This window comes from Alloyangia mangrovi (assembly GCF_002300555.2).
In the GTDB taxonomy this organism is placed as follows: Bacteria; Pseudomonadota; Alphaproteobacteria; order Rhodobacterales; family Rhodobacteraceae; genus Salipiger; species Salipiger mangrovi.
The window spans coordinates 101075-126345 of record NZ_NTHN02000005.1; the positions used below are offsets into that span (position 1 = coordinate 101075).

At 67.5% G+C, this 25271-nt stretch carries 21 protein-coding genes and 3 pseudogenes; 11 read left to right on the top strand and 13 right to left on the bottom strand.

Annotation, left to right across the window (positions count from 1 at the left end; genetic code table 11):
- Position 1: 1 nt before the first annotated feature.
- From trkA to dusB, 6 genes and pseudogenes are all read right to left on the bottom strand, one after another.
- Positions 2 to 1378, bottom strand: a complete 1377-nt coding sequence (trkA, locus tag CLG85_RS04510) for a Trk system potassium transporter TrkA (RefSeq protein WP_095882717.1) — start codon at positions 1376 to 1378, stop codon at positions 2 to 4.
- A 154-nt stretch (positions 1379 to 1532) separates the two neighbouring features.
- On the bottom strand, positions 1533 to 2951 hold the full coding sequence (ntrX, locus tag CLG85_RS04515; protein ID WP_095882716.1) for a nitrogen assimilation response regulator NtrX: 1419 nt from the start codon (positions 2949 to 2951) through the stop codon (positions 1533 to 1535).
- Entirely contained in the window at positions 2948 to 5197 is a 2250-nt protein-coding gene (locus tag CLG85_RS04520) for a sensor histidine kinase NtrY-like (protein WP_095882715.1), read from the bottom strand. Before CLG85_RS04520 ends, ntrX begins: the two co-directional genes overlap by 4 nt.
- A gap of 148 nt (positions 5198 to 5345) precedes the next feature.
- A complete protein-coding gene (locus tag CLG85_RS04525; RefSeq protein ID WP_095882714.1) occupies positions 5346 to 6719 on the bottom strand; it encodes a response regulator in 1374 nt (457 codons plus the stop codon).
- Positions 6720 to 7811, bottom strand: coding sequence for a two-component system sensor histidine kinase NtrB (locus tag CLG85_RS04530; protein ID WP_095882713.1), 1092 nt, complete (start codon positions 7809 to 7811; stop codon positions 6720 to 6722).
- Positions 7808 to 8792 (bottom strand): annotated as a pseudogene (gene dusB, locus CLG85_RS04535) (tRNA dihydrouridine synthase DusB). The gene CLG85_RS04530 and the pseudogene dusB overlap by 4 nt, the downstream one beginning before the upstream one ends.
- A 175-nt stretch (positions 8793 to 8967) precedes the next feature.
- Here dusB and CLG85_RS04540 point away from each other — a divergent pair.
- The 3 genes from CLG85_RS04540 to CLG85_RS04550 are packed head-to-tail and all read left to right on the top strand — an operon-like array spanning position 8968 to position 11109.
- A complete protein-coding gene (locus CLG85_RS04540; RefSeq protein ID WP_260348499.1) occupies positions 8968 to 10125 on the top strand; it encodes a bifunctional 2-C-methyl-D-erythritol 4-phosphate cytidylyltransferase/2-C-methyl-D-erythritol 2,4-cyclodiphosphate synthase in 1158 nt (385 codons plus the stop codon).
- A gap of 5 nt (positions 10126 to 10130) precedes the next feature.
- On the top strand, positions 10131 to 10622 hold the full coding sequence (locus CLG85_RS04545; RefSeq protein ID WP_095883807.1) for a phosphatidylglycerophosphatase A family protein: 492 nt from the start codon (positions 10131 to 10133) through the stop codon (positions 10620 to 10622).
- Positions 10623 to 10635: 13 nt separating this feature from the next.
- Positions 10636 to 11109, top strand: a complete 474-nt coding sequence (locus tag CLG85_RS04550) for a CinA family protein (RefSeq protein WP_260348500.1) — start codon at positions 10636 to 10638, stop codon at positions 11107 to 11109.
- Between the two features lie 21 nt (positions 11110 to 11130).
- Here CLG85_RS04550 and CLG85_RS04555 read toward each other — a convergent pair whose 3' ends face one another.
- A complete protein-coding gene (locus CLG85_RS04555; protein WP_260348501.1) occupies positions 11131 to 11577 on the bottom strand; it encodes a type II toxin-antitoxin system RatA family toxin in 447 nt (148 codons plus the stop codon).
- A gap of 70 nt (positions 11578 to 11647) precedes the next feature.
- On the opposite strand from CLG85_RS04555, the gene hpt reads away from it, so the two are divergent.
- The 6 genes from hpt (at position 11648) to gluQRS (ending at position 16601) form a co-directional block, all read left to right on the top strand.
- Positions 11648 to 12202, top strand: coding sequence for a hypoxanthine phosphoribosyltransferase (gene hpt / locus CLG85_RS04560; RefSeq protein ID WP_224846944.1), 555 nt, complete (start codon positions 11648 to 11650; stop codon positions 12200 to 12202).
- A 378-nt stretch (positions 12203 to 12580) separates the two neighbouring features.
- Positions 12581 to 13042 carry a c-type cytochrome gene (locus CLG85_RS04565; protein WP_095883644.1) on the top strand — a complete coding sequence of 154 codons (462 nt, stop codon included), beginning with the start codon at positions 12581 to 12583 and terminating at the stop codon, positions 13040 to 13042.
- 3 nt (positions 13043 to 13045) lie between these two features.
- Entirely contained in the window at positions 13046 to 13942 is an 897-nt protein-coding gene (locus CLG85_RS04570) for a c-type cytochrome (protein ID WP_260348502.1), read from the top strand.
- A 211-nt stretch (positions 13943 to 14153) separates the two neighbouring features.
- Entirely contained in the window at positions 14154 to 15506 is a 1353-nt protein-coding gene (gene trmFO / locus CLG85_RS04575; RefSeq protein ID WP_095883306.1) for a methylenetetrahydrofolate--tRNA-(uracil(54)-C(5))-methyltransferase (FADH(2)-oxidizing) TrmFO, read from the top strand.
- Positions 15503 to 15724, top strand: coding sequence for a hypothetical protein (locus tag CLG85_RS04580; protein ID WP_095883307.1), 222 nt, complete (start codon positions 15503 to 15505; stop codon positions 15722 to 15724). Before trmFO ends, CLG85_RS04580 begins: the two co-directional genes overlap by 4 nt.
- Position 15725: 1 nt before the next feature.
- Positions 15726 to 16601, top strand: a complete 876-nt coding sequence (gene gluQRS, locus CLG85_RS04585) for a tRNA glutamyl-Q(34) synthetase GluQRS (RefSeq protein ID WP_095883308.1) — start codon at positions 15726 to 15728, stop codon at positions 16599 to 16601.
- A gap of 74 nt (positions 16602 to 16675) precedes the next feature.
- On the opposite strand, the gene hisI is transcribed toward gluQRS, so the two are convergent.
- Positions 16676 to 17038, bottom strand: coding sequence for a phosphoribosyl-AMP cyclohydrolase (hisI, locus tag CLG85_RS04590; protein ID WP_095883309.1), 363 nt, complete (start codon positions 17036 to 17038; stop codon positions 16676 to 16678).
- A gap of 69 nt (positions 17039 to 17107) precedes the next feature.
- On the opposite strand from hisI, the gene CLG85_RS04595 reads away from it, so the two are divergent.
- Positions 17108 to 17572: an iron-sulfur cluster assembly scaffold protein gene (locus tag CLG85_RS04595; RefSeq protein WP_095883310.1), complete on the top strand. Its 465-nt coding sequence runs from the start codon at positions 17108 to 17110 to the stop codon at positions 17570 to 17572.
- 548 nt (positions 17573 to 18120) lie between these two features.
- On the opposite strand, the gene recG is transcribed toward CLG85_RS04595, so the two are convergent.
- The 5 genes and pseudogenes from recG to sciP form a co-directional block, all read right to left on the bottom strand.
- Positions 18121 to 20211, bottom strand: coding sequence for an ATP-dependent DNA helicase RecG (recG, locus tag CLG85_RS04600; protein ID WP_095883311.1), 2091 nt, complete (start codon positions 20209 to 20211; stop codon positions 18121 to 18123).
- Positions 20212 to 20218: 7 nt separating this feature from the next.
- Entirely contained in the window at positions 20219 to 22027 is a 1809-nt protein-coding gene (gene ligA / locus CLG85_RS04605; protein WP_311734956.1) for an NAD-dependent DNA ligase LigA, read from the bottom strand.
- Positions 21943 to 22491: pseudogene (locus CLG85_RS04610) on the bottom strand (DNA ligase LigA-related protein); the annotation flags it as partial. The pseudogene CLG85_RS04610 and the gene ligA, both read right to left, overlap by 85 nt.
- Before the next feature lie 65 nt (positions 22492 to 22556).
- Positions 22557 to 23265: pseudogene (ctrA, locus tag CLG85_RS04615) on the bottom strand (response regulator transcription factor CtrA).
- Positions 23266 to 23531: 266 nt separating this feature from the next.
- Positions 23532 to 23804 (bottom strand): CtrA inhibitor SciP, encoded by a 273-nt coding sequence (gene sciP, locus CLG85_RS04620; protein ID WP_095883313.1) that lies wholly within the window; start codon positions 23802 to 23804, stop codon positions 23532 to 23534.
- A gap of 259 nt (positions 23805 to 24063) precedes the next feature.
- Between sciP and mnmA the strand changes: the two genes are divergently transcribed.
- Positions 24064 to 25206, top strand: coding sequence for a tRNA 2-thiouridine(34) synthase MnmA (mnmA, locus tag CLG85_RS04625; RefSeq protein WP_095883314.1), 1143 nt, complete (start codon positions 24064 to 24066; stop codon positions 25204 to 25206).
- Positions 25207 to 25271 lie beyond the last annotated feature (65 nt).

The following is a 25271-nucleotide window of genomic DNA, read 5'->3' on the forward strand; positions in this document are numbered from 1 at the left end:
ATCAGAAGAAGTCGATGGAGACCTGCAGGAGCCTCTCGACCTCCGGCACGTCCTTGGCCAGCGCGAACATGACGATGCGGTCGCCCTCTTCGATGCGCAGCTCGCCGGTGATCTTGACCACCTCGCCGTCCTTCATCGCCGCACCGACCAGCACGCCCTCGGGGAATTCGATCTCGCGGATCATCCGCCCGGCGATGGAGGAGGTCGAGAGCACCTCGGCCTCGATCACCTCGGCCTCGGCGTCGCCGATCGAATAGACCGAACGCACCCGGCCGTGGCGGATGTGGCGCAGGATCGAGCTGACGGTGGTGGCGCGCGGGTTGATGTGCGCATCCACGCCCATCGGTTCCATCAGCGGCACCAGCGTGGGATCGTTGATCAGCGCGATGGCCATGGGGCAGCCCTCGGCCTTGGCGCGCACCGCGGCCAGGAGGTTGGTCTTTTCGTCGTCGGTCACGCAGAGCACGGCATCGGCGCGGCCGATGCCCGCCTCGCGCAAGAGCGCGGTGTCGAGCGCGTCGCCATGCAGCACGATGGTGCGCTCCAGCGCGTCGGCGGCGCGTTCGGCGGCGGCGCGGTCCTTCTCGATCACCTTGGCGCGGATCCGCTCGGCCCGGCTTTCCAGCGCCCGGGCCACGGCGAGGCCGACGTTGCCGCCGCCCAGCACGACGATCCGCTCCTGCTTGCGCTGCGCCTTGCCGAAAATCTCGAGCGTGCGCTGGATGTCATCGGCATGGACCAGCACGTAGCAGGCATCTCCGGCAAAGATCTGGTCGCGTGGCTCGGGCGCGAAGAGCGTGCCCTCGCGGCGGATGCCGACGACCACCGAGCGCAGCGTCGAGAAGAGGTCCGAGAGCTGCCGCAGCGGCGTGTTGATGATCGGGCAATGCTCGTCGATGGTCAGACCTAGGAGCTGCGCCCCGCCTTCGAGGAAGCGCTCGGTGTCAAAGGCCGCAGGGGCCGACAGGCGCTGCAGCGCGGCCTCGGCGACTTCCTTCTCGGGCGAGATCACCACGTCGATCGGCAGGTGGTCGCGGCGGTAGAGGTCCGAGTAGATCGCCGTCAGGTAGCTCTGCGAGCGCAGGCGGGCGATCTTTCGAGGAATGGCAAAGATCGAATGGGCCACCTGGCAGGTGACCATGTTGACCTCGTCCGAATAGGTGGCAGCGATGATCATGTCGGCGTCGCGCGCGCCGGCCTTGTCGAGCACGTCGGGATAGGAGGCGAAGCCCGCGATCCCCTGCACGTCGAGCGTGTCGGTCGCCCGCCGCACCAGGTCGGGGTTGCTGTCCACCACGGTGACGTCGTTGCGCTCGCCCGAAAGATGACGGGCGATCTGCCAGCCGACCTGGCCCGCGCCGCAAATGATGACCTTCATGTCGTCTGCCCAAATTGCTGGCCCGAGGCCCGGAGTGTGCCCGGCATGACATGCCCGGTGCGAGCGGTCAATGCACGGGCGCCCCCAAGGCGGCACCAGCCCCGCCCCGGAGGCGGAACTGTCCCGGAATTTAACCCTTTATGCGGCGCCCTTCTCAGGACGCCGGGGTCACCTGGTCTTCCTCGATATAGGCAATGCGCCCGCCGGATTTCGCCCCGGTGACCACGCCCAGCGACTTCAGCTTGCGGTGCAGTGCCGAGCGCTCCATGCCGACGAAGGCGGCGGTGCGCGAGATGTTCCCGCCGAAGCGGTTGATCTGGGTGAGCAGGTACTCGCGCTCGAAGGCCTCGCGCGCCTCGCGCAGCGGCAGGGTCGCCAGCGTGCCCGAGAGCACCACGCGGCCCTCCTCGTCCTCGCCCGTCGGGCCGTCCTGCGGCAGCTCGCGAGCCTCGATCGGGCCGGTGCCGTCGCCAAGGATCAGCACGCGCTCAATGAGGTTCTTGAGCTGGCGCACATTGCCCGGCCAGATCATCGTCTGCAGCAGTGCGACCGCATCGTCCGACAGCTCGCGCAGCGGCAGGCCCTGGCTGCGGTTGAAACACGCGATGAAGTGGCGTGCGAGCAGCGGGATGTCCTCGCGCCGGTCCTCGAGCGAGGGCACGGCGATCGGCACCACGTTGAGCCGGTGGTAGAGCTCCTGCCGGAAGGTGCCGAGCGCGATCTCGGCCTCGAGGTCGCGGTTGGTCGAGGAGATCACCCGCAGGTCGACCCGCACCTTGTCGGAGCCGCCGACGCGGGTGAAGCTCTGGTCGACCAGCACCCGCAGGATCTTGGATTGGGTGCCGAGCGGCATGTCTGCCACCTCGTCGAAGTAGATCACCCCGCCGTGCGCCTGCTCGAGCAGCCCCGGCTCGATACCCCGCTCGGCGCTCTCGCGACCGAAAAGCATCTGCTCCATGTTCTCGGGCGCGACGCCGGCGCAGTTGACGGTGACGAAGGGCGCCGAGGCACGACCGGAATTGGCGTGGATGAAACGCGCCGCCACTTCCTTGCCGCAGCCCGCCGGTCCGGTGAGCATCACCCGGCCGTTGGACTTGGTGACCTTCTCGATCTGGCTGACGAGGCCGCGGAACATGGCGCTTTCGCCGATCATCTGCGCGACCTCGGTCTCGCGGCGGCGCAGCTGGCTGTTCTCGCGGCGCAGGCGCGAGGTTTCCATCGCGCGTCGGATGACCACCAGCAGCTGGTCGATGTTGAACGGCTTCTCGATGAAGTCGTAGGCGCCCTGCTTGATGGCGGCGACGGCGATCTCGATATTGCCATGACCCGAGATGATGATGATCGGGATGTCGGGGTTGTCGCGCTTGACGGTCTTGAGAATGTCGATCCCGTCCATCTTGCTGTCTTTCAGCCAGATATCGAGGATCATCAGCGCGGGCGGTTCGGAGTTGACCTCGTTCATCGCCTCGGAGGAGTTGCCGGCCAATCGGGTGGTGTAGCCCTCATCCTCGAGAATGTCCCCGATCAGCTCGCGGATGTCGCGCTCGTCGTCGACGATCAGGATGTCGCTCATGTCTGCCTCTCCAGTTCCGAAATGCTTTTATCCGAAGTCTCCGGCCTGTCGCCGGTTGTGCCGAGCGGCAGGCGGATCACCGCCATGGCCCCGGCATGGGTGGCGCCGCCAAACAGCGGCGCATCCTCGAGCGCCAGCGTTCCGCCGTGCTCCTCGATGATCTTCTTGACGATGGGCAGGCCAAGACCGGTGCCCTTGTCGCGGGTGGTCACGTAAGGCTCGAACAGCCGCGCCCGGTCCTCGGGCAAGCCGATGCCGTTGTCCATGATGCGGATCACCGCGCGCCCATCCTCTTCGGTCAGGCTGACGCGGATCTCGGGGGAATGCCCCTCTGGCGCGCCCCGCTCGCCGAGGCTCTCGATCGCCTCGCCGGCGTTCTTGATCAGGTTGGTCAGCGCCTGCCCGACCATGGTGGCATCAAGCTCGGCGGGCATGGCGTGGGCCGGCAGGTCGCTGACGAAGCGGATCGCCGGCTGGCCCGTCTCCTGCAGCAGCACCGCGCCGCGCAGCAGTGCCACGACATCCTCGGGCTTGCGCTGAGGCTCGGGCATGCGGGCGAACTTGCTGAACTCGTCGACGATGCGGCGCAGGTCCTCGGTCTGGCGCACGATGACCTCGGTCATCTGCGCCAGCTTCTCGGCATCCTCGGCCTCGAGCTGGCGCGAGAACTTGCGGGTGATGCGCTCAGCCGACAGCCGGATCGGGGTCAGCGGGTTCTTGATCTCATGCGCGATGCGCCGCGCCACGTCGCCCCAGGCGGCCATGCGCTGCGCGCTGACAAGGTCGGTCACGTCGTCGAAGGCCACCACGTAGCCCTCGAGCGCGCCATCCTGCCGCCGCCGCACGGAAAGCCGCACCAGCAGGTGCTCGAGCCGGCCCTCGCGGCTGACTTTCACCTCTTCCTGCGCGGTCTCGAGCCCGGTGTCGCGCAGCCGGTCGTAGAGCGGACCGAACTCGGGCACCGCCACTGTGAGCGGCACATCGGCGCGCGGCTCGCGCCAGCCGAGCAGCCGCTCGGCGGGGCGGTTGACGAAGGTCACCTTGCCCTCGGCATCAAGCCCCACCACGCCGGAGGTGATCGACGAGAGCACCGAGTCGAACAGCCGCTGGCGGCGCTCGATCTGGCGGGTATTCTCCAGCAGCGTCTCGCGCTGGCCCTTGAGCTGGCGGGTCATCTGGTTGAAGTAGCGGCCGAGCATGGCGATCTCGTCGTCGCCCTCACCCTCGATCACCTGCACATCAAGGTCCCCTGCGCCGACTCGCTGCGCCGCACCGGTGAGACGCCCCACCGGCTGCGCCATGCGCTCGGCGAACCACAGGCCCAGCCAGACCGCCGCAAGGATCAGCAGCAGCGCGAAGCCGAGGTAGAGCAGCGCGAAATCAAAGAGCCTCCGGCCGCGCTCGGTCTCCTGCTGCTGGTAAAAGCGCGCCGTCTCCTGCGTTTCGTCGAGCAGGTTCAGCAGGTTGCCGTCGACGATGCGGCTGACATAGAGGAAGCGGTCGGCAAAGGCCGCGAGCGGCACCAGCGCGCGGAGCTCGTGGTTGTCCCAGTCAGGGATCAGCACCAGCCCTTCGGCCCGGGCGCGGTTGAACTGCTCGAGCGTCGGCTGCTCGTAGTAGAAGAGATAGGAACGCTCGCCCCGGGCGCGGATCTCGCCGCCGCCGTCTATCACATAGGCCTCGCGCAGCCCGCGCTGGATCTGCGCCTGCCCCTGCCCCAGCACCTGCCGCACGTCGCCGTCATCGAGCGCGAAGTTGGACCGCCGCGCGCCGTCGATGAAGCGTGCCAGCGCCTGCACGTCCTCGATCAGCCCGACGCGCTGCTCTTCCTCATAGGCCTCGGCGGCGGCCAGCGAGGCGCCCACCACGTTCTGCACGCGGCTTGAAAACCATGTCTCGAGACCGATGTTGATGGTGAGAACGGCAAAGACCGCGACGGTGACCGTGGGCAGCAGCGCCATCAGCGCGAAGACCCCGGTGAGACGCAGGTGGAGGCGCGAGCCCGCCGATTGCGCCCGCCGCTCCGAGATCATCCGCACCAGCCGCGCCAACACCAGCGTGGCGATCAGCAGCACGTAGACCATGTCCGCCAGCAGCACGAGCCGAAGGCTCAGCTGCGTCGCACGCTCGCCGCTGCCGAGGGGGCCCAGCACGAGGAAGGTGAGCACCGCCAGAACCGGCCCGAGCAGAACCAGCCCGAGGGTCGCCACGTTCTGAACGCGCCGTTGGCGGCGCAGCCTGTTCATGCGCGCCCAAGTCGTGCTCCGTGCCCGGGTGGCCACAGATTCACCTCACACTGATTGGCTGCTCGAGGCAGCATCGCCATATGCTGTGGCTTCTCATGAATGCGCCGCCCCGTGGGCGGCGCATGGTGGCCACATGCCTGTGACGGTTTTACATCAGTTTGCGGCGCCGTGTCACGCGAATATCAAGATCGGTGATCTTCTTGCGCAAGGTATTGCGGTTGATGCCGAGCAGGTCAGCACATTTCGCCTGGTTCCCGCCCGTGGCTTCCAGCGCGATCTCGATGAGCGGCGCCTCCACTTCCTTGAGGATGCGGGTGTAGAGCCCTGGCGCTGGCAGCATGTTGCCATGCAGATCGAAGTAGCGCCGCAGGTGGCGGGCCACCGAGGTGCTGAGCTTTTCGCTGTCGCCGCCGCGCAGGATCGGTCCGGTGTCGGGCTGGTTGCCCAGCACCGCCTCGACTTCGGCGCGGCTGATTTCCTCGGCGCGGCTGGTCAGGCTCAGGCGGCGCACGGCGTTTTCCAGCTGCCGCACGTTGCCCGGCCAGCTATAGGCGCGGAAGAGTTCGGCAGCGTCCTTCGACAGCCAGCGCTTGGAGGCGCCCTCGCGCTCGGCGCGCTGCAGGAAGTGCTCGGTCAGCAGCGCGATGTCCTCGACCCGCTCGCGCAGGCTCGGCACGTTGATCGTGGCGCCCGAGAGGCGGTAGTAGAGATCCTGCCGCACCGCACCCTCTTCCATCGCCTGCGCCAGATCGCCCTGGCTGGTGGCCATGAAGCGCGGCACATGCTCGCCGGGGATGTCCATCATGCGCACGACGCGCGCCTGGATCTCGTCGGGGATATCGGTGATTTCGTCGATCAGCAGCGTGCCGCCCTTGACCCGCGCCAGCACGCGCGCCGGGCCTTCGAGGTCCGACAGGTCAGCGCCCGTCACGGTGATGAAGGGCAGCGTGCGCCGGTCCGAGAAATCATGGATGGCACGCGCGATCAGCGACTTGCCCGTGCCGCTCTCGCCTGAGATCAGCACCGGAAGATCGGTGTTCATGACCTTGGCAACCAGCCGGTAGAGCGCCTGCATCGCCGGCGTCTTGCCAACCAGCGGCAGCTCGTCCGGCCCGTCGGCACCGATCGTGGTGACTTCCTCGCGCTTGGCCGAGCGGTTGCGGTTGTCGAGCGCCTTGGCGGTGCGCTTCATCAGGTCCGGCAGGTCGAAGGGCTTGGGCAGGTAGTCGTAAGCCTCGGCCTCGGCCGCCTGGATCGCGGTCATGATGGTGTTCTGCGCCGAGATCACGATGACTGGCAGGTCGGGCCGGTCCTGATGAATTTTCGGCAGCATTTCCAACCCGTTGCCATCGGGCATGACGACGTCGGAGATGACCACGTCGCCCTTGCCCTCGCCGACCCAGCGCATCAGCGTGGTCAGCGACGAGGTGGCGTGCACCTTGCAGCCGGCGCGGGTCAGCGCCTGGGTCAACACGGTGCGGATGGTGCGGTCGTCGTCGGCGACAAGTACGGTGCCGTCCATTTACCTGTTCTCCTCAATCTCGCGCGGGGCGCGCGGCAACGAAATGCGAAAGACCGTGCGGCCGGGAACGGATTCCACCGAGATCCAGCCATCGTGGTCGGAGATGATCTTTGACACCAGCGCAAGGCCGAGCCCGGTGCCGTTCTCGCGGCCCGACACGAAGGGATCGAAGACGTCACCCTTGATGTCCTCGGGCAGGCCCGGGCCGTCGTCGATGACCTCGATCTGCAGCGGCAGCTTCTGGGTCGAGCCGTCCGGGCGGCGCATGCGGAAGCTGTGCTCGAAGAAGGTGTGCAGGCGGATCGTGCCGCCCTCCTTGGGGTCGGCGGCCTCGGCGGCGTTCTTCAGCAGGTTCAGCACCACCTGCAGCAGTTGGTCGGGGTCACCGTAGGCCAGCGGCAGCGAGGGGTCGTAATCCTCGATGAACTTCATGTGGGCGCCGGCGCCGAGCTGGGTCGAGCGTCGCGCGCGGTCGAGCACGTCGTGCAGGTTCACCGGCTTGCGCTCGGGCGCCGAGAGGTTGCCGAACTGCTCGACCTGCTCCAGCAGCTTCACGATGCGGCGGGTCTCGGCGACGATGAGGTCGGTCAGCTCGAGATCGTCCTTGGTGAGGTTCATCGACAAGAGCTGCGCCGCGCCGGTGATGCCGGCGAGCGGGTTCTTGATCTCATGCGCCAGCATCTCGGCCATGCCGATGGCGGACTTGGCGGCGGATTTTACCGAATGGCTCTGGGTCATGCGTCCGGCCAGCTCGCGGGGGCTGATCAGCATGATGAACCATCCCGGGTAGTTCTGCACGGGCGCAAGCTGAAGGTTGCACACCAGCGGCGGGCGGTTGCCGGTGCCGACGTCGACGTCGTTGACGAAGAGCGGCGTGCCGTGCTCGCGGGCGCGGGCGAGGCTTTCCTCGATCGGCGCATCCACCGCGAGCCGGTCCCAGATCGGCTGGCCGACAAGCCATTTCGCCGAGTTGTTCATGAAGCCCTCGGCGGCGGGGTTCATGTCGGCGATGCGCTCCTCGGCGTCGAGCAGCACGGCAGGCACGGGCAGCGACGACCACAGCTGGGTCAGCAGTTCGGTATTCGTGCTCATGCGGCGACCTTCAGATCGCAGGACAGCGCCTCGTCCAGCAGGTGCAGCGTCTCGGCCGGCTCGCGGGTGGTCAGAACGCGTTTGCGCAGCTCCGCCGTGGGAGCGGCGTGATCCATGTACCAACCCAGGTGCTTGCGCGAAACACGACCTCCTAGCTCCTTGCCGTAAAACGAAAGCATTGCCTCGTAATGCTCTGCGACCATTTGATAAAACGCCTTTCCTGTCGGCACGTCGGGTGCCGGTGTTCCGTAAAGCTCGGCGGCGATCTGAGCCAGCTTCCAGGGCGCGCCCTGCGCCCCCCCGACCGACCATGACCCCCGCCGCGCCTGAGGCCTTCAGGGCCGCCCGCGCGCTGGTCGCGTCCACGATATCGCCATTGGCGACCACCGGGATCGACACGGCCTCGACCACCTCGCGGATCGCCGCCCAGTCGGCGGCGCCCTTGTAGAACTGGCAGCGGGTGCGCCCGTGGATGACGATCATCCGCACCCCTGCCTCTTCCGCCCGTTTCGCGATATGCGCGGCGTTGAGGCAATCGCCGTCCCAGCCAAGCCGCGTCTTCAGCGTCACCGGCAGATCGACGGCCTCGACGACCGCCTCGATCAGCCGCAGCGCGTGGTCCGGCTCGCGCATCAGCGCCGAGCCCGACCAGCCGCCTGTGACCTTCTTGGCCGGGCAGCCCATGTTGATGTCGATGACCTTCGCGCCCATGCCGGCGACATGCCGGGCCGTCTCGGCCATGGGCTCGGGAGCGCGCCCCGCAAGCTGCACCGAGGTGTTCTCGATCCCGGCGCCCAGCTCCGCCTTCTCGCGCGTCCCGGGACGCGCGGTGAGGAACTCGCCGCTGGCGATCATCTCGGACACCACGAGCCCCGCGCCAAAGCGCGACACGAGGCTGCGGAAGGGCAAATCCGTGATTCCCGCGAGCGGGGCCAGCAAGACCGGAGGGTCGATGAGTCTGTCACCCAGCGAGAAGTTCAAGCGCCTATTCCTTGTGCAGATGCTTGGGAGTTAACGTGCGCGCGGCGCGTGTTCAATCATTTGGGAGCGTTACGGGCGCACGCAATGCGCGAGTGCTGAAAAATTAAGCAACACCCCACCGGTGATTGCACCGCTTCGCAGCAGCGCCTAGAGAGGGGCGCCGGAGGTCAACACCATGGAAACAGCCGCGGAAACAGCCGCAATCATCGTCGCTGCAGGGCGCGGCACCCGCGCGGGTGGCGGGTATCCGAAGCAGTGGCGCGACGTGGCGGCACGACCGGTGGCGCGCTGGACGCTCGAGGCCTTCGCGCCGCTCTGCCCCATTGTGCTGGTGATTCACCCCGAGGATCGGGCGATTGCCGAGTCGGTGGCCGAGGGCCTGCCGGTGACATTGGTGGAGGGGGCCGCCGATCGCGCGGGTTCGGTCCGCGCGGGGCTCGACGCGCTGGCGGGCAATCCGCCTGCCAAGGTGCTGATCCACGATGTGGCCCGCCCCTGCGTCTCGCGGGCCACCATTGAGGCGGTTCTGGCCGCGCTCGACACCGCTCCCGGCGCGGCGCCCGCGCTGACCGTGACCGATGCGCTCTGGACCGGCGCCGAGGCGCAGGTGACCGGCACGCAGGACCGCACCGGCCTTTATCGCGCCCAGACCCCGCAGGGGTTCCGCTATGCAGAGATCCGCGCCGCCCATGCCGCCCATCCCGGCGGTGCCGCCGATGATGTCGAGGTGGCCCGCGCCGCGGGTCTCTCGGTCATCATCGTTCCCGGCGAAGAGCGCAATCTCAAGATCACCGGCCCCGAGGATTTCCAACGGGCCGCCAGCTATCTGACCAACCCCATGCAGGAGACGACCATGGATATCCGCCTCGGCAATGGCTACGACGTCCACCGTTTCGGCCCCGGAGACCACGTGGTGCTCTGCGGCGTGAAGGTGCCGCACCCGCGCGGGCTGCAGGGCCATTCCGACGCCGACGTCGGCATGCATGCCGTCACCGACGCGCTCTACGGCGCCCTTGCCGAAGGCGACATCGGTCGCCACTTTCCGCCCAGCGATCCGCAGTGGAAGGGCGCGGCCTCGGAGATCTTCCTGCGCCACGCGGTCGAGCTTGCCAGCTCGAAGGGCTACACCATTTCCAATGTCGACGTGACGCTGGTCTGCGAGCAGCCCAAGATCGGCCCCCATGCAGAGGCCATGATGGCCGAGATGGGCCGGATCATGGGGCTGGCGACGGATCGTGTCTCGGTCAAGGCGACCACCTCGGAACGGCTCGGCTTCACCGGCCGCGAAGAGGGCATCGCCGCCATCGCAACCGCAACGCTGGTGAAGCCATGACCGGACTGAGACTGATCGCGACCTTCTTCTGCGCCGGGCTGCTGCGCCCCGCGCCGGGCACCTGGGGCTCGCTGGCCGCCCTGCCCGCCGCCTACCTGCTGCTGGTGCTGGGCGGCTTCTGGCTGCTGCTGGCGGCCACAGTGGTCGCCTTCGTGCTGGGCTATATCGCCACCCGCGAGCTGACCGCGAGCGGCGAGGACGAGGATCCCTCGTGGATCGTCATCGACGAGGTGGTGGGCATGTGGATCGCGCTCTTCCCGGTCGGCTACGGCGCGATGATGATGGGCGTCGACTTCTGGCGGCTCTGGCCGGGCTGGGTCTCGGGCTTCGTGCTGTTCCGGCTGTTCGACATCTGGAAACCCTGGCTGGTGGGCTGGGCCGATCGTCGCGGCGATGCGATGGGCGTGATGCTCGACGACGTGATCGCGGGCGTCTTCGCGGCCCTGGTGAGCATCGTGCTGGCCGGGATCGCGCATGGCTTCCTGATGGCTTCCTGACGCGGGGGACGAGATGACCGAAGAGATTGCGCAAGACATCCTGACCCGCGCCATGGCAGCAGGCGTGATCGTCACCACCGCCGAAAGCTGCACCGGTGGCATGGTCGCTGCCGCGATCACCGACATCGCCGGCTCGTCGAACATCTTCGAGCGCGGCGTGGTGACCTACTCCAACGCCGCCAAGGTCGAGCTTCTGGGCGTGCGCCCCGCCACGCTGGAGGCACATGGGGCGGTCTCGGAAGAGGTCGCCGCCGAGATGGCCGAGGGCGCGCGGGCGCGCGCGGGCGCTGGTCTTGCGGTGTCGGTCTCCGGCATTGCCGGCCCCGGCGGGTCCGAACACAAGCCCGAGGGGCGGGTCTGCTTCGGCCTTGCCAGTGCCGCGGGCACGCGGACCCAAACCGTGGAGTTCGGCGCCCTCGGCCGCGCCAAGGTCCGCGCGGCGGCCACCCGCCATGCGCTCACCCTGTTGCGGGACGCCCTGCCCTGACAAGGCCTCGCGCTGCGCGGCTCAGCCGTAGAGCTCTGCAGCCCGCCGCTCGAAGGCGCGCACGATGCGCTGCATCGCCTCGTAGAAGAACATCCCCGCCGCGCTCTGCAGCAGGCGGTTCTTGAACTCGAAATCCACGAAGAAATGCACGTCGACGCCGCCCTCGGGCGCATCCTCGAAGTGCCATTTCGACACCATGTGCTTGAACGGACCGTCGAGATACTCGGTGTCGATCTTCTTGGTCTCGGGCCAGAGCGTCACGCGGCTGCCGAAGCGCTCGCGGAACACCTTGAAGCTGATCACCAGGTCGGCCAGCATCACCTCGTGATCGCCCATGTCGTCGCGCGAACGAATCCGCGCCGCTGCCGTCCACGGCAGGAACTTCGGGTAGTTCGCGACATCCGCCACGAGGTCATACATCTGCTGCGCCGTGTACGGCAGGCGCTTCGTCTCGGAGTGGGTCGGCATATCGCCCCTTTATCGCGTGACAATGCCGGGACATTTCCTATGCTGCGCGCGGATTTTCAAGGGGAGAACCATGGCAGAAAAGCCATATGTGGTAGACCAGATGATTTCGGCCAAGGCGATCGCGGCCCGGATCGAGGACCTCGCGCGCGAGATCGAGCAAGAATTCGCCGACACCGAGAAGCTGGTGGTGGTGGGCCTGCTCCGCGGCAGCTTCGTCTTCATCGCCGACCTGGTGCGCGAGCTCGACCTTGCGGTGGAAGTGGATTTCCTCGAGGCCTCCTCCTACGGCGACGGCATGGAATCGAGCCGCGAGGTGCGCATCCTCAAGGACCTGCGCTCGCCGATCGAGGGGCGTGACGTGCTGCTGGTGGAAGACATCGTCGACACCGGCTTCACCCTCAGCCACGTCATCCACCTGCTGGACAGCCGCAAGCCGCGCAAGCTGCGCACCATCGCGCTGCTCGACAAGCCCGCGCGCCGCGAGGTGCCGCTCAAGGCCGACTGGATCGGATTTGAAATTCCCGACGAGTTCATCGTGGGTTACGGAATTGACTTTGCGCAGCGCAACAGGAACCTGCCCTACATCGGCAAGGTCCGCTTCCCCGAAGACGCCGCAGCCGGCTGAGCCGCGCATGAGCAACGCGGATGGCGGGCCGGCAGCGCCATCCGCACCGGACAAGGCCCGCGGATCGTCGCCAACGGCCCGCGTCCGAGGCGGGCCGGAGGACACCGCGCCGCGTGAACGGCACATCGCATCTCCGTCAGACCTCGTGAGATTTCCCGTGAGGACGGACGTGACGCAAGGTGATGCAGCGCCTCATGTTTTCCCGGTAAGCCCCTGATTCTCGTTACGCCGGCTCGACCAAGCCAGCGGAAGCTACGCGGCGCTGCCCCGCAGGCCCGGACCAAGAGCCCTCTTGATCGAAATCCGGCCTCGGGTACGCTCCCCACCGGGATACGATTTTCGAAAACGCCCCGATTTCGGGAGGAAAGGGAGTTTCTGATGAAGATCACCGCAACCAGGCTCGCGATGGCCGCCACCGTCGCCGCCCTCGGCACCGCCGCGCTCGCACAGGAGCTGCCCGGGCCGGTCAAGGCCCGGCAGGGACAGTTCAACATCCTCGCCATCAACCTCGGCATCCTCGGCGACATGGCCCGGGGCAAGGCCGCCTATGACGCCGACGCCGCGCAGAAGGCCGCCGACACGATCGTCGCCGTCTCGATGATCAACGAGCCGCCGCTCTTCCCCGAGGGCACTTCGGAAATGGATATCGACGGCACCCGCGCCAAGGCCGAGATCTGGGACGACTGGGAGGGGTTCGCCGGCAAGTGGTCCGGCCTAGGCGAGGCCGCAGTCAGTCTGCAGCAGGTCGCGGCCACTGGACAGGAGGCGCTCGGCCCGGCGGTCGGCCAACTTGGTGGCGCCTGCAAGGCCTGCCACGACAGCTTCCGCGCGCCCGAGTAACCCATGCGCCGCCTGCTCGGCTTCCTGGCCCTGGTGGCGCTGCTCGCCACCGGGGCGCTCTGGATGATCAGCGCCCCGGACCCGCTGCCCATGGGCGAGTTCGCCGATGACCCGGGCGGCGATCCCGCCCGCGGCCAGACCGTCTTCACCGCCGCCGGCTGCGCCTCCTGCCACCATGCGCCCGAGAGCGAGGACAAGCTGGTTCTGGCTGGCGGACAGCGCTTCCCCTCCGATTTCGGCACCTTCATCGCCCCCAATATCTCGTCGCACCCGCAACAGGGCATCGGCGCCTGGAGCCTGCACGATTTCGCCAACGCGCTGCTCCGCGGCGTCTCGCCCGAGGGCCGGCACTACTACCCCGCCTTCCCCTATACGTCCTATATCCGCATGGAGCCGCAGGACGTGGTCGATCTCTGGAGTTTCATCCGCACCCTGCCCGCCTCCGACACGCCGAGCCAGCCGCATGAGGTCGGCTTCCCCTTCAGCCTGCGCCGCGGCCTCGGCCTGTGGAAGCAGCTCTACCTCGACCCCGCCTGGATCGTGCCCGGCGCGGAGTCAGACGAGATGCGCCGCGGTCGCTACCTGGTCGAGGCGCTGGCCCATTGCGGCGAATGCCACACCCCGCGCGACGCCTTCGGCGGGCTCGAGCGCGACGCCTGGCTCGCCGGCGCCCCCGCGCCGGACGGCAAGGGCCGCATCCCCGCCCTCACTCCCGACAAGCTGGGCTGGAGCGCCGAGGACGTGGCCTATTACCTCGAGACCGGCTTCACCCCCGACTACGACAGCGCCGGCGGACATATGGTCGAGGTGATCGCCAATTTCGCCAAGCTCCCGCCCGAGGACCGCGCCGCCGTCGCCGCCTACGTCAAGGCCCTGCCCGACGGCGGCGCGATGAACTGAGACCGCGCGGGCGGTGCGAGCGGGATTTGCGTATTTGGAAAGAGAAGAAGCACACTCGAGACCGTTGCGGCGCGCGCTCCCGGCTTCTTCTCTTCCCAAACACGCCGGCGGGTGAGGCGCGCAGCGCCGAGGGGGGCAACGCCCCCCCTTTTCGACCGTTCCACTGCCGCGACCCCTTAACACCGGCGCGCGGATCGCCTATCTGCCCGAGATGGACAAAACTCTTCATATCGTGGGCGGCGGCATGGCCGGGTCCGAGGCTGCCTGGCAGGCGGCGCGGCTGGGTGTCGACGTGGTCATCCACGAGATGCGGCCCAAGGTGGAAACCTTCGCCCATCGCACCGGCAACCTCGCGGAGATGGTCTGCTCGAACTCCTTCCGCTCGGACGATCACGAGCAGAATGCCGTCGGTCTCCTGCACTGGGAAATGCGGCAGGCGGGCTCGCTGATCATGACCACGGCGGGCGAGCACCGGCTGCCCGCGGGCGGTGCGCTGGCGGTGGACCGTGATCCCTTCTCCGAGGCGGTGACCGCCAAGCTCCTGGCGCTACCGAACGTGTCGGTGAGCGAGGAAGAGGTCACCGAGCTGCCCTCGGACGGGCATTGGATTTTCGCCACCGGCCCGCTCACCTCGGGCGCGCTCGGCAAGGCGCTGCAGCAGCAGACCGGCGCCGAGGCGCTGGCCTTTTTCGACGCCATCGCCCCGATCGTCTATTTCGACACGATCGACATGGACACAGCCTGGCTGCAGAGCCGCTATGACAAGGGCGAGACCGAGGAAGAGCAGAAGGCCTACATCAACTGCCCCATGACCAAGGAGCAGTACGAGGGGTTCGTCGACGCGCTGCTGGCTGCCGAGAAGACCGAGTTCCACGAGGGCGAGACGGCGGGCTATTTCGACGGCTGCCTGCCGATCGAGGTGATGGCCGAGCGCGGCCGCGAGACGCTGCGCCACGGACCGATGAAGCCGATCGGCCTGACCAACCCGCACAACCCCGAGCAAAAGGCCTATGCCGTGGTGCAGCTGCGCCGCGATAATGCGCTTGGCACGCTCTACAACATCGTCGGTTTCCAGACGAAGATGAAATACGGCGCGCAGACCGAGGTCTTCCGCCGCATCCCGGGGCTCGAGAACGCCAGCTTCGCGCGCCTCGGTGGCATCCACCGCAACACCTTCCTCAACTCGCCGACCCTGCTCGACGCGCAGATGCGCCTGCGCGCGCGGCCCAACCTGCGCTTTGCCGGGCAGATCACCGGCGTCGAGGGCTATGTCGAGAGCGCCTCGATGGGGCTGCTGGCGGGCCGGATGGCGGCGGCGGAGATCCTCGGGCACGAGCTGCCCGCCGTGCCGCAGGACAGCGCCCATGGCGCGCTCATCCACCACATCACCGGCGGCGCCGAGGCCAAGACCTTCCAGCCGATGAACGTGAACTTCGGCCTGTTCCGCCCGCTCGAAGGGCTGCGCGGCGGGCGCCGCGGCCGCAAGGACCGCTACAAGGGCTACACCGACCGCGCCAAATCTGTCTGGCAGGAGTGGCTCGCCGCGCAGGAGGTGCCCGCGTGAACTACGTGCTCGCCCTGCTGCTGCCGCCGCTGTCGATCCTGCTGACCGGGCGGCCGATCCTCGGCATCCTGGTCTTCCTGATCTGGGTGCCGGCGATCATCTTCTCGGGCGGGCTCACGCATCCGATGTTCATCCTGCTGGCCTGGGTGCTGATCTACCAGTCCGGCGAGGAGCGCCGTACCCGGCGGATCGAGAAAGCCTATCGCCGCGAGGACTGACTTGCGCACGCGCTTTGCCCCATCGCCCACCGGCCCGCTGCACCTTGGCCACGCCTATTCGGCGCTGCTGGCCGAGGACATGGCGCGGGCGGCAGGCGGGGTGTTTCTCTTGCGCATCGAGGACATCGACAGCACCCGCTCGCGCCCGCATTGGGAGGCGCAGATCTACGACGATCTGCACTGGCTCGGGCTCGACTGGGACGCACCGCCGATGCGCCAGTCGGACCGGCTGCCCGCCTATGAGGCGGCGCTCGACGCGCTTTGGGCGCGCGAGCTGATCTACCCATGCCATTGCAGTCGCCGCGACATTCTGGCAGCGGCCTCGGCGCCGCAGGAAGGCACGGAGCCCGCCTACGGGCCGGACGGGCTGGTTTACCCCGGCACCTGTCGCGGCTTGCGCGCCCCGGGCTATGGCGCCACGCCCCGCCCGCGAGGGGAGGCGTTGCGGCTCGACATGGCGCGGGCACTCGCGCAGATCGGCGCGGATCCGTGGTTCGAGGAGACCGGCGCCGGGCCCATGGGGCAGACCGGGCGTATTGCGCTCTCCCGCGGGCAGCTTCTGCGCCAGGTCGGCGACGTCGTGCTCTCGCGGCGGGACTTTCCCGGGTCTTACCACCTGTCGGTGGTTCTGGACGATGCGGCGCAGGCGATCACCCATGTGGTGCGGGGGCGCGATCTTTTCGAGGCGACGGCGATCCACGTGGTGCTGCAGCGGGTTATGGGACTGGAGACGCCGGTCTACCACCACCATGAGCTGATCCGCGACGCGCAGGGCAAGCGGCTGGCCAAGCGCGACGATGCGCGGGCGATCGCAGCCTACCGCGAAGCGGGTGCAACGCCCGAGGATCTCCGGCGGATGGTGGGGCTTGCAAGATAAGGGGCTCCGCCCCTCGGCGCTGCGCGCCTCACCCCGGCGTATTTGGAAAGAGAAGAAGCGGCTGTGCGGGCGCGTCAGCCTGCCATGGGCTGCAGGATTTCGACCTCATCGCCATCGCGCAGCGCGGTGTAGAAGCAGCTGCGACGGTTGGTGTGGCAGGCCGGGCCGGTCTGGCGCACGAGGGCCAGCAGGCAGTCGCGGTCGCAATCGACGCGCAGCTCGACCAGCGCCTGCAGGTGGCCCGAGCTTTCGCCCTTGACCCAGAAGCTCTGGCGCGAGCGCGACCAATAGGTGACGCGGCCGGTCTCAAGCGTGCGGGCCACCGCCTCGGCGTTCATCCAGGCCATCATCAGTACTTCGCCCGTCGCCTCCTCCTGCGCGATGCAGGGGATCAGGCCGTTTGCGTCATAGACCAAGGTCGCAGGATCGAAGCTCATGGTGAAATTCCCTTTTGCAGGTGCCGGGCGCGCACCCTATCTATGGGGAGCGAGCCGAAAGGGAAACCCATGTCCGCCAATACCTCCACCGAGACCGACCTGATCAAGCTCTATTCCTCGCGCATCCTTGCGCTGGCGGCGGATATTCCCAGGACCGAGCGGCTTGAGCATCCCGATGCCACGGTGAAGAAGCGCTCGCCGCTCTGCGGATCGACAGTGACCGTGGATCTCGCGCTGCAGGACGGCCGGGTCAGCGACTTCGGCCAGGACGTGAAGGCCTGCGCGCTTGGCCAGGCGGCGGCCTCGGTCGTCGGCGCGGCGATCATCGGCTGCACTCCCGAGCAGCTGGCACAGGCGCGTGACGCGCTGCGCGCCATGCTGAAAGAGGACGGGCCGACCCCGCCTGCCCCCTTCGACGGGCTCGAGGTGCTGCGCCCGGCGGCGGCCTACAAGAACCGCCACGCCTCGATCATGCTGGCGCTGGACGCGGCGACCGAAGCCGCCGAGGAGATCGTCGCGGCGCGCAGCGCCTGACGGGCCCCGGCCCCCGTCGAACACCCGGATCAGACCACCCGACAAAAAAAACCGCCGCGCTCCGGGGATGGGAGGCGGCGGCAGTGGCGTGTCTTGTGGACTCCGGGAGAGCCGCGTTGCGTGTCCGGGGATCAGGCGACCCGGAGCTGGGGAAACAATGCGGCGCATCGGGACAGTGATGCGGGCGGCACCCGGAGCAAGACCGCAGGCAGAAATTCGAAAGCTCAGAGCAGCGGCAGGTGCAGCGCCCCGACAAGGATCACGATCAGCGAGACGGCCCCGATCATGTCGGTGACCAGCGCGGTGTTCGAGCGGCTCATGGTGGTGCGGATGGTGTCGATCATCTTGGCGTTCCCTCTGTGCGTGCTGTGCGTGTTCTCTTGTTGCCCTTTTGTTCTCATGCGATCCGATTCGAGTAAAGAACTTTTTGAGAACATTTGTGAACACATGAGAACATGACGCTAGAACAGAAAGACCCGTCGCGCGGCTCGGCGCTCCGGGTCTTTCTGTTCTCTTCTATTTTTCAGTAACTTAACGCGCCACGATGGTCAGCCGACGCTGATCAGCTTGATCGCCTCGTCCTGCCGCATCAGCCAGAGCAGTACCCGCGCTGCCTTGCCCCGGTCGCTCTGCAGTTCCGGGTCCTCGGCCAGCAGCCGCCGCGCATCGCTCTGCGCCATGGCCATTAGCGAGGCCTGGCTTTCCAGATCCGCCACCTTGAAGCGCGGCAGGCCCGACTGCGCCGTGCCGATCAGATCGCCGGCGCCACGCATCTGCAGGTCGACCTCGGAGATGCGGAAGCCATCCTCGGTCTCGCGCAGCGTCGTGAGCCGCTTCATCCCGCTCTCGCCAAGCGGCGGCTGATACATCAAAAGGCAGGTCGAGGCCGCCTCGCCGCGCCCGACGCGGCCGCGCAACTGGTGCAGCTGGGCGAGGCCGAAGATCTCCGCCCGCTCGATCACCATGATCGAGGCATTGGGCACGTTCACCCCGACCTCGATCACCGTGGTGGCAACGAGCACCTTGGTCTCGCCGGCGACGAAGCGCGCCATGGCGGCGTCCTTCTCGGCGGGCGGCATCTGGCCGTGTACCAGCCCCACCACGCCCTCGCCGAGCTGCGCGCGCAGGTGCTTGAAACGTTCTTCGGCGGCGGTGAGGTCCGAGACCTCGCTCTCCTCGACCAGCGGGCAGACCCAATAGGCCTGCCTCCCCTCGGCAACCGCCTTGCGCAGGTGTTCGACAACCTCCGGCATGCGTTCGGTCGAAACCAGCGCGGTCTGCACCGGCTTGCGCCCCGGCGGCTTCTCGTCGAGCACCGAGACGTCCATGTCGCCGTATTGCGCCAGCGCCAGGCTGCGCGGGATCGGCGTGGCGGTCATCACCAACACGTCGGCGCCCTGCCCCTTGCGGCCGAGCTCGAGCCGTTGGCGCACGCCGAAGCGGTGCTGCTCGTCGACGATGGCAAGGCGCAGGGCCTTGAACACGACGTCGTCCTGGAACACCGCGTGGGTGCCGACGAGGATATGGATATTGCCCGCCGCCAGCGCCGCCAGCTTGGCCTTGCGCTCGCTGCCCTTGTCCCGGCCGGTGAGGAGCTCCACCACCACCCCGGCGCTCTCGGCCAGCGGTTGCAGCCCCTCCATGTGCTGGCGGGCGAGGATTTCCGTCGGCGCCATCATCACGCCCTGCCGGCCGGATTCCACCGCGATAAGCAGCGCCATGAAGGCGACCAGCGTCTTGCCCGCGCCGACGTCGCCCTGCAACAGGCGGTTCATCCTGGTCTCGGCAGCCATGTCCTCGGCGATCTCGTCCATCGCCCGGAGCTGCGCCCCGGTCGGCCGGTACGGCAGCGCCGATAGCACGCGGCGGCGGAGCCGCCCGTCGCCCATGGTGGGGAAGCCCTTGCCCTTGCGGCGGTTTATCCGGGCGAGGCCGAGCGTCAGCTGGTGCGCCAGCAGCTCGTCATAAGCGAGCCGGGCACGGGCTGGAGCCGTGGGGTTCAGCGCGGCCATGCCGTCGGGGGCATGCGCCGCCTCGAGCGCGGCGTGCCAGTCAGGCCAGCCCTCGCGCTCCTTCAGGGGGCCGTCGATCCATTCCGCCAGCTCGGGCGCGCGGGTGAGCGCCCCGGCCACGGCGCGGGCCATCAGCTTCTGCGTAACCCCGGCGGTGAGCGGGTAGACCGGCTCGAAGAGCGGCAGGGTGTGCGCCTCCTCGGGCGCCAGCATGTGGTCGGGGTGGACCATCTGCGCCAGCCCGTCAAAGAACTCGACCTTGCCCGAAACCAGCCGCCGCGAGCCCTCGGGCAGCACGCGGGTCAGGTAGTCGGCGCGGCCGTGGAAGAACACAAGCTGGAAGGTCGTCTCGGCGTCCTCGACCTGGATGCGGTAGGGCCGCCCCTTCACGGCGGGCGGCATGTGGCGCAGCACCTGCACCTCGACGGTTATCGTGCCCGGCAGGTCGGCCCCCTCGACCGAAGGCCGCGGGCGGCGGTCGATCACCGAATGCGGCAGGGTCAGCAGCAGGTCACGCGGCGCGGCGACGTCCAGCCCTTCCATCGCCTGCGCGGTCTTGGGGCCGACGCCGTCCAGCGTCTTCAGCTCGGCAAAGAGCGGCCAAAGGGCCTCGGGGCGCTGGCTCATGCGAGGGTCATCCGCCGATCAGCGCGAGCCATTCATCCTCGTCCATCAGCCGAACCCCCAGTTCCTTGGCTTTCGCCTCCTTGCTGCCCGCACCCGGGCCGGCGACGACAATGTCGGTTTTTTTCGAGACCGAGCCCGAGACCTTGGCCCCCAGCGCCTCGGCCCGCGCCTTGGCCTCGGCGCGGCTCATCTTCTCTAGCGTGCCGGTGAAGACCACCGTAAGCCCGGCAACCGGGCTACCCTCGGTCGCCGGGCGCTCGGCGTCCTGGATGTCGAGATGCGCGACCAGCCGGTTGACCGAGGCACGCTCGGCCTCCTGGTGCAGCGAGGTGACCAGCGAGACCGCCACGATGGCACCGATGCCGTCGATGCCGACAAGGTCATCCCAGGCGGCGCGCGCCTCCTGCGGCACTTTCGGCTCTTCGGCCCAGACAGCGTCCTGCGTCTCTTTGATGCGGGCGCGGCGACCGGCGGAGGCGGCAATCTTGCGCTCTTCCTCGACGGCGGTCTCGGCCTTGCGATAGCGCTCGACCGCGGGGACCGCCTGATCGACCGCCGAGATCATCGCCTCCCAGCCAAGGTAGTGCTTCGCCAAATCCTTGGCGACCACCTCGCCGACGTGGCGCATGCCGAGCGCGAAGATCACCCGGTTGAGCTCGATCTTCCGCTTCTCGTCGATGGCGTCGAAGAGATTGGAGGCGCTCTTCTCGCCCCAGCCCTCGCGGTTCTTCAGCTGCTGCATGCCCGAGCCGTAGCGCGCCTTCAGCTCGAAGATATCCGCCGGTTCCTTGATCCAGCCGTCGCGGTAGAACTGCTCGACCTGCTTGGCACCCAGCCCCTCGATATCGAAGGCGGCGCGGGAGACGAAGTGCTTGAGCTTCTCCACCGCCTGCGCCGGGCAGACGAGCCCGCCGGTGCAGCGGCGCACGGCGTCGCCCTCCTCGCGGATCGCCTCGGAGCCGCACTCCGGGCAGGTCGCGGGAAAGACGTAGGGCTGCGCACCCTCGGGGCGTTTGCCGAGGTCGACGTCGGCCACCTTGGGGATCACGTCCCCGGCGCGGTAGACCTGCACCCAATCGCCGACGCGGATATCCTTAGCACCGCCTTCGGGATCGGGGCGGATCACCTCGCCCTTGGCGTCGCGCCCGGCGATGTAATCCTCGTTGTGCAGCGTGGCGTTCGACACGACGACGCCGCCCACGGTGACCGGGGTGAGCCGCGCCACAGGGCTGAGCGCACCGGTGCGGCCGACCTGGATGTCGATCGCCTCGAGCCGGGTCCAGGCCAGCTCGGCGGGGAATTTATGCGCGATCGCCCAGCGCGGCGTCGTCGAGCGGAACCCGAGCCGCCCCTGCAGCGCCAGATCGTTGACCTTGTACACCACGCCGTCGATGTCATAGCCGAGCGTGGCGCGCTGTTCCTCGATGCTGCGGTAATGCGCGATCATCTCGCGCGGGCCGTCGCAGAGCTGGGTCAGCGGGTTGGTCTGGAAGCCCAGCGCATGCAGCCGTTCGATCGAGCCCATCTGCGTCTCGCCCAGCGGTGACGAGAGCTCGCCCCAGGCATAGGCGAAGAAGCGCAGCGGGCGGGCGCGGGTGATCTCGGCGTCGAGCTGGCGCAGCGAGCCGGCGGCGGCGTTGCGGGGGTTGGCGAAGAGCTTGCCGCCGCGAGCTCCTGCCGCTCGTTGAGGGCCGCAAAGTCCCCGTGGCTCATGTAGACCTCGCCGCGCACCTCGAGCACGTCGGGCGCGCCTTCGAGGCTCTGCGGGATATCGGCGATGGTGCGGGCGTTGGCGGTGACGTTCTCGCCCACCGATCCGTCCCCTCGCGTGGCAGCCTGCACCAGCTCGCCGTTTTCATAGCGCAGCGAGAGCGAAAGGCCGTCGATCTTCGGTTCGGCGGTATAGGCGAGCCCAGCGCCGTCGGAGAGACCAAGGTAGCGGCGGATGCGCGCGTCGAACTCGTCCACCTCCTCGGGCTCGAAGGCATTGCCGAGCGAGAGCATCGAGACAGCGTGGCGGACCTTGGAAAACCCCTCTGCCAGAGGTGCCCCCACCTGTTCGCTGGGACTGTCTTCGCGCTTGAGTTCGGGAAACCGTTCCTCGATCTCGAGATTGCGGCGCTTCAGCGCGTCATAGTCGGCGTCCGAGATCTCGGGCGCGTCCTCGGTGTGGTAGGCGGTGTTGGCCTGTGCCAGCAGATCGGCGAGCCGGGCAAGCTCGTCCCGTGCCTCCGTTTCGGTCAGTGCCTCTACCGGTTTCTCCGCCACATGCTGGGCCATTGCCGCATCCCTTGCTCACGCCTTTTGGCAGACGTGATAGGGCGCTCGGCGGGACACGTCCAGAGTCAGGCGTTCACTGCCATGGCGCCAACCGGCGGCTCGGGATCGCGCAGAACGTATCCGCGCCCCCAGACGGTCTCGATGTAGTTTTCATCCCCGGTGGCTTCCGAGAGTTTCTTGCGAAGCTTGCAGATGAAGACGTCGATGATCTTGAGCTCGGGCTCATCCATCCCCCCCGTAGAGATGGTTGAGGAACATCTCCTTGGTCAGGGTGGTGCCCTTGCGCAGCGAAAGCAGCTCGAGCATCTGGTATTCCTTGCCCGTCAGATGCACGGCGCGCTCGCCCACGGTGACGGTCTTGGCATCGAGGTTCACCGACACCTTGCCGGTGCGGATGATCGATTGCGAATGCCCCTTGGAACGGCGGATGATCGCATGGATGCGCGCCACCAACTCGTCGCGGTGGAACGGCTTGGTCAGGTAGTCGTCGGCGCCGAAGCCGAATCCCTTGATCTTGTTCTCGGTGTCGTCGGCCCCCGAGAGAATCAGGATCGGCGTATTGATCCGCGCCATGCGCAACTGGCGAAGCACCTCGTGCCCGTGGATGTCCGGCAGATTGAGGTCCAGCAGGATCAGGTCATAGTCGTAGAGCTTCGCAAGATCGATGCCCTCTTCCCCGAGATCCGTGGCGTAGACGTTCAGGTTCGCGTGGTTCAGCATCAGCTCGATGCTCTTCGACGTGGTCGGATCGTCTTCAACCAAAAGGATGCGCATGGCCGTCTCCGCTAATCTCTACCCCTGCGCCGAGCCTGTCCCAATTTAGTTAATGGTTCTTTACCCCAGCCGAGATCACTCTAGAGAACTTGAGCGGGCAATCAACTTTTGACAGAATCTCATTAGGATAGGTCGCGTCCATTTCCGGGCCGAGGCAGACATGACGTTGCTTCCTTGGCAAGAATTCCGCCGTCCCCCTGGGTCAAGTTACCCGGACCGCCCGTTCCACGCCCCCAATGAACTCCGTGCGTCCATACGCGACCGCTTTAGCGGAACCGTTGCACAAGCGTGGCTTTGAGCGCTTCTTCTCCGTGGCTGGAGACGGCCTTCACCCATTCGGCCAACTCTTCGGAGCTGAGCGCATAGCGCTCCATCGCCTGCTCATCCGTCAGGAGCCCGTGACGCACGGCACGCACAACGGCAGCCTTGCGAGAGGCGACCCAGCGGCGCGTCTCCGGCGGAGGGAGATCGGCCCGTGTCATGATCGAGCCATCAGGCAGCGTCACCGCGCGCGGGCCATCGATCTTCTTGAGGTACATGGTCGTCGTCCCGTATGGTCGTCGTCCCGCTTGGCAGTGTGCCGTCTGGCAGTGTGCCGTCTGGCAATGTCCCGCTTGGCAGTTCCCGCTTGGCGTCGTCCCGTTTGGCCCTCCCCGCCTCCGCGCCAGCCCGGATCTGCGCCCGGCCCAGCTATGGGGGTGACGCATATTGGCCTTGCGCGATTTAACGCTGTCTAAAACGCGCCCTTGTTAGTAAGACGCATTTTCCTATATTCCCCCGGACTCCCGGAGATTGATGATGGCCCTCGATACCCAGACCCTGAACTCGCTTGGCTTTGCGAAATCCCCCGCCGACACGCGGGTGGTTGTCGCCATGTCCGGTGGCGTGGACAGCTCCGTCGTCGCCGCCATGCTGGCCGAGGAAGGCTACGACGTGGTCGGCGTGACACTGCAGCTCTACGACCACGGCGCGGCGCTGGCCAAGAAGGGCGCCTGCTGCGCGGGTGTCGACATCCATGACGCCCGCCGGGTGGCCGAGCAGATGGGCTTCCCGCATTACGTGCTGGACTACGAGAACATCTTCAAGGACGCGGTGATCGACGAGTTCGCCGAAAGCTACCTTGGCGGTGCCACCCCTGTGCCCTGCATCCGCTGCAACGAGCGGGTGAAGTTCAAGGACCTGCTGGAGACGGCCAAGGACCTCGACGCCGACTGCATGGCCACCGGCCACTACATCCAGCGGATGGATGGCGAGACCGGCCCCGAGCTGCATTCGGCTGCCGATGCGAACCGCGACCAGAGCTACTTCCTCTTCTCGACCACGCCCGAACAGCTGTCGTACCTGCGCTTCCCGCTCGGGCACCTGAAGAGCAAGGCCGAAACGCGCGCGCTGGCGGCCAAGTACGGGCTCTCGGTGGCCGACAAGCCCGACAGCCAGGACATCTGCTTCGTGCCCGATGGCAACTACGCCTCGGTGATCGAGAAGCTGCGCCCCGGCGCTGCCGAACCGGGCGAGATCGTGCATGCGGACGGGCGCAAGCTCGGAACCCACAAAGGTGTCATCCACTACACCATCGGCCAGCGCCGTGGCCTCGGCATCGGCGGGCTCGACGAGCCGCTCTACGTGGTGAAGCTCGACGTCGATGCCAAGCAAGTCGTCGTCGGCCCTAAGGAGATGCTGGCCACCCGCGTCATTCCCGTCCGCGAGATCAACTGGCTCGGGGACGAGCCCTTCACCAGCCGCGACGAATGGCACCTCAAGGTCAAGGTCCGCTCCACCCGCCCGCCGCGCGACGCGATCATCCGCCCGCTCAGCGACACCACCGCCGAGGTGGAACTGCTGACCCCGGAAGAAGGCGTCAGCCCGGGCCAGGCCTGCGTGTTCTACGCCCCCGAGGGCAGCCGCATCTTCGGTGGCGGTTGGATCTGGCGCGGCTACTGATCGCCGCACCCCTCTTGCGTCAGACACCCCCAGGGCCCATCCTTTCACGCGAAAGGGTGGGCCTT

Coding starts and splice junctions, on each gene's coding strand:
- mnmA (WP_095883314.1), top strand. CDS start 24,064: ATGGCCCTCGATACCCAGACCCTGAACTCGCTTGGCTTTGCGAAATCC.
- CLG85_RS04525 (WP_095882714.1), bottom strand. CDS start 6,719: ATGGACGGCACCGTACTTGTCGCCGACGACGACCGCACCATCCGCACC.
- CLG85_RS04530 (WP_095882713.1), bottom strand. CDS start 7,811: ATGAGCACGAATACCGAACTGCTGACCCAGCTGTGGTCGTCGCTGCCC.
- trmFO (WP_095883306.1), top strand. CDS start 14,154: ATGGACAAAACTCTTCATATCGTGGGCGGCGGCATGGCCGGGTCCGAG.
- trkA (WP_095882717.1), bottom strand. CDS start 1,378: ATGAAGGTCATCATTTGCGGCGCGGGCCAGGTCGGCTGGCAGATCGCC.
- sciP (WP_095883313.1), bottom strand. CDS start 23,804: ATGTACCTCAAGAAGATCGATGGCCCGCGCGCGGTGACGCTGCCTGAT.
- hpt (WP_224846944.1), top strand. CDS start 11,648: ATGGCAGAAAAGCCATATGTGGTAGACCAGATGATTTCGGCCAAGGCG.
- CLG85_RS04555 (WP_260348501.1), bottom strand. CDS start 11,577: ATGCCGACCCACTCCGAGACGAAGCGCCTGCCGTACACGGCGCAGCAG.
- CLG85_RS04595 (WP_095883310.1), top strand. CDS start 17,108: ATGTCCGCCAATACCTCCACCGAGACCGACCTGATCAAGCTCTATTCC.
- CLG85_RS04570 (WP_260348502.1), top strand. CDS start 13,046: ATGCGCCGCCTGCTCGGCTTCCTGGCCCTGGTGGCGCTGCTCGCCACC.
- ntrX (WP_095882716.1), bottom strand. CDS start 2,951: ATGAGCGACATCCTGATCGTCGACGACGAGCGCGACATCCGCGAGCTG.
- CLG85_RS04540 (WP_260348499.1), top strand. CDS start 8,968: ATGGAAACAGCCGCGGAAACAGCCGCAATCATCGTCGCTGCAGGGCGC.
- hisI (WP_095883309.1), bottom strand. CDS start 17,038: ATGAGCTTCGATCCTGCGACCTTGGTCTATGACGCAAACGGCCTGATC.
- CLG85_RS04550 (WP_260348500.1), top strand. CDS start 10,636: ATGACCGAAGAGATTGCGCAAGACATCCTGACCCGCGCCATGGCAGCA.
- CLG85_RS04565 (WP_095883644.1), top strand. CDS start 12,581: ATGAAGATCACCGCAACCAGGCTCGCGATGGCCGCCACCGTCGCCGCC.
- CLG85_RS04520 (WP_095882715.1), bottom strand. CDS start 5,197: ATGAACAGGCTGCGCCGCCAACGGCGCGTTCAGAACGTGGCGACCCTC.
- recG (WP_095883311.1), bottom strand. CDS start 20,211: ATGAGCCAGCGCCCCGAGGCCCTTTGGCCGCTCTTTGCCGAGCTGAAG.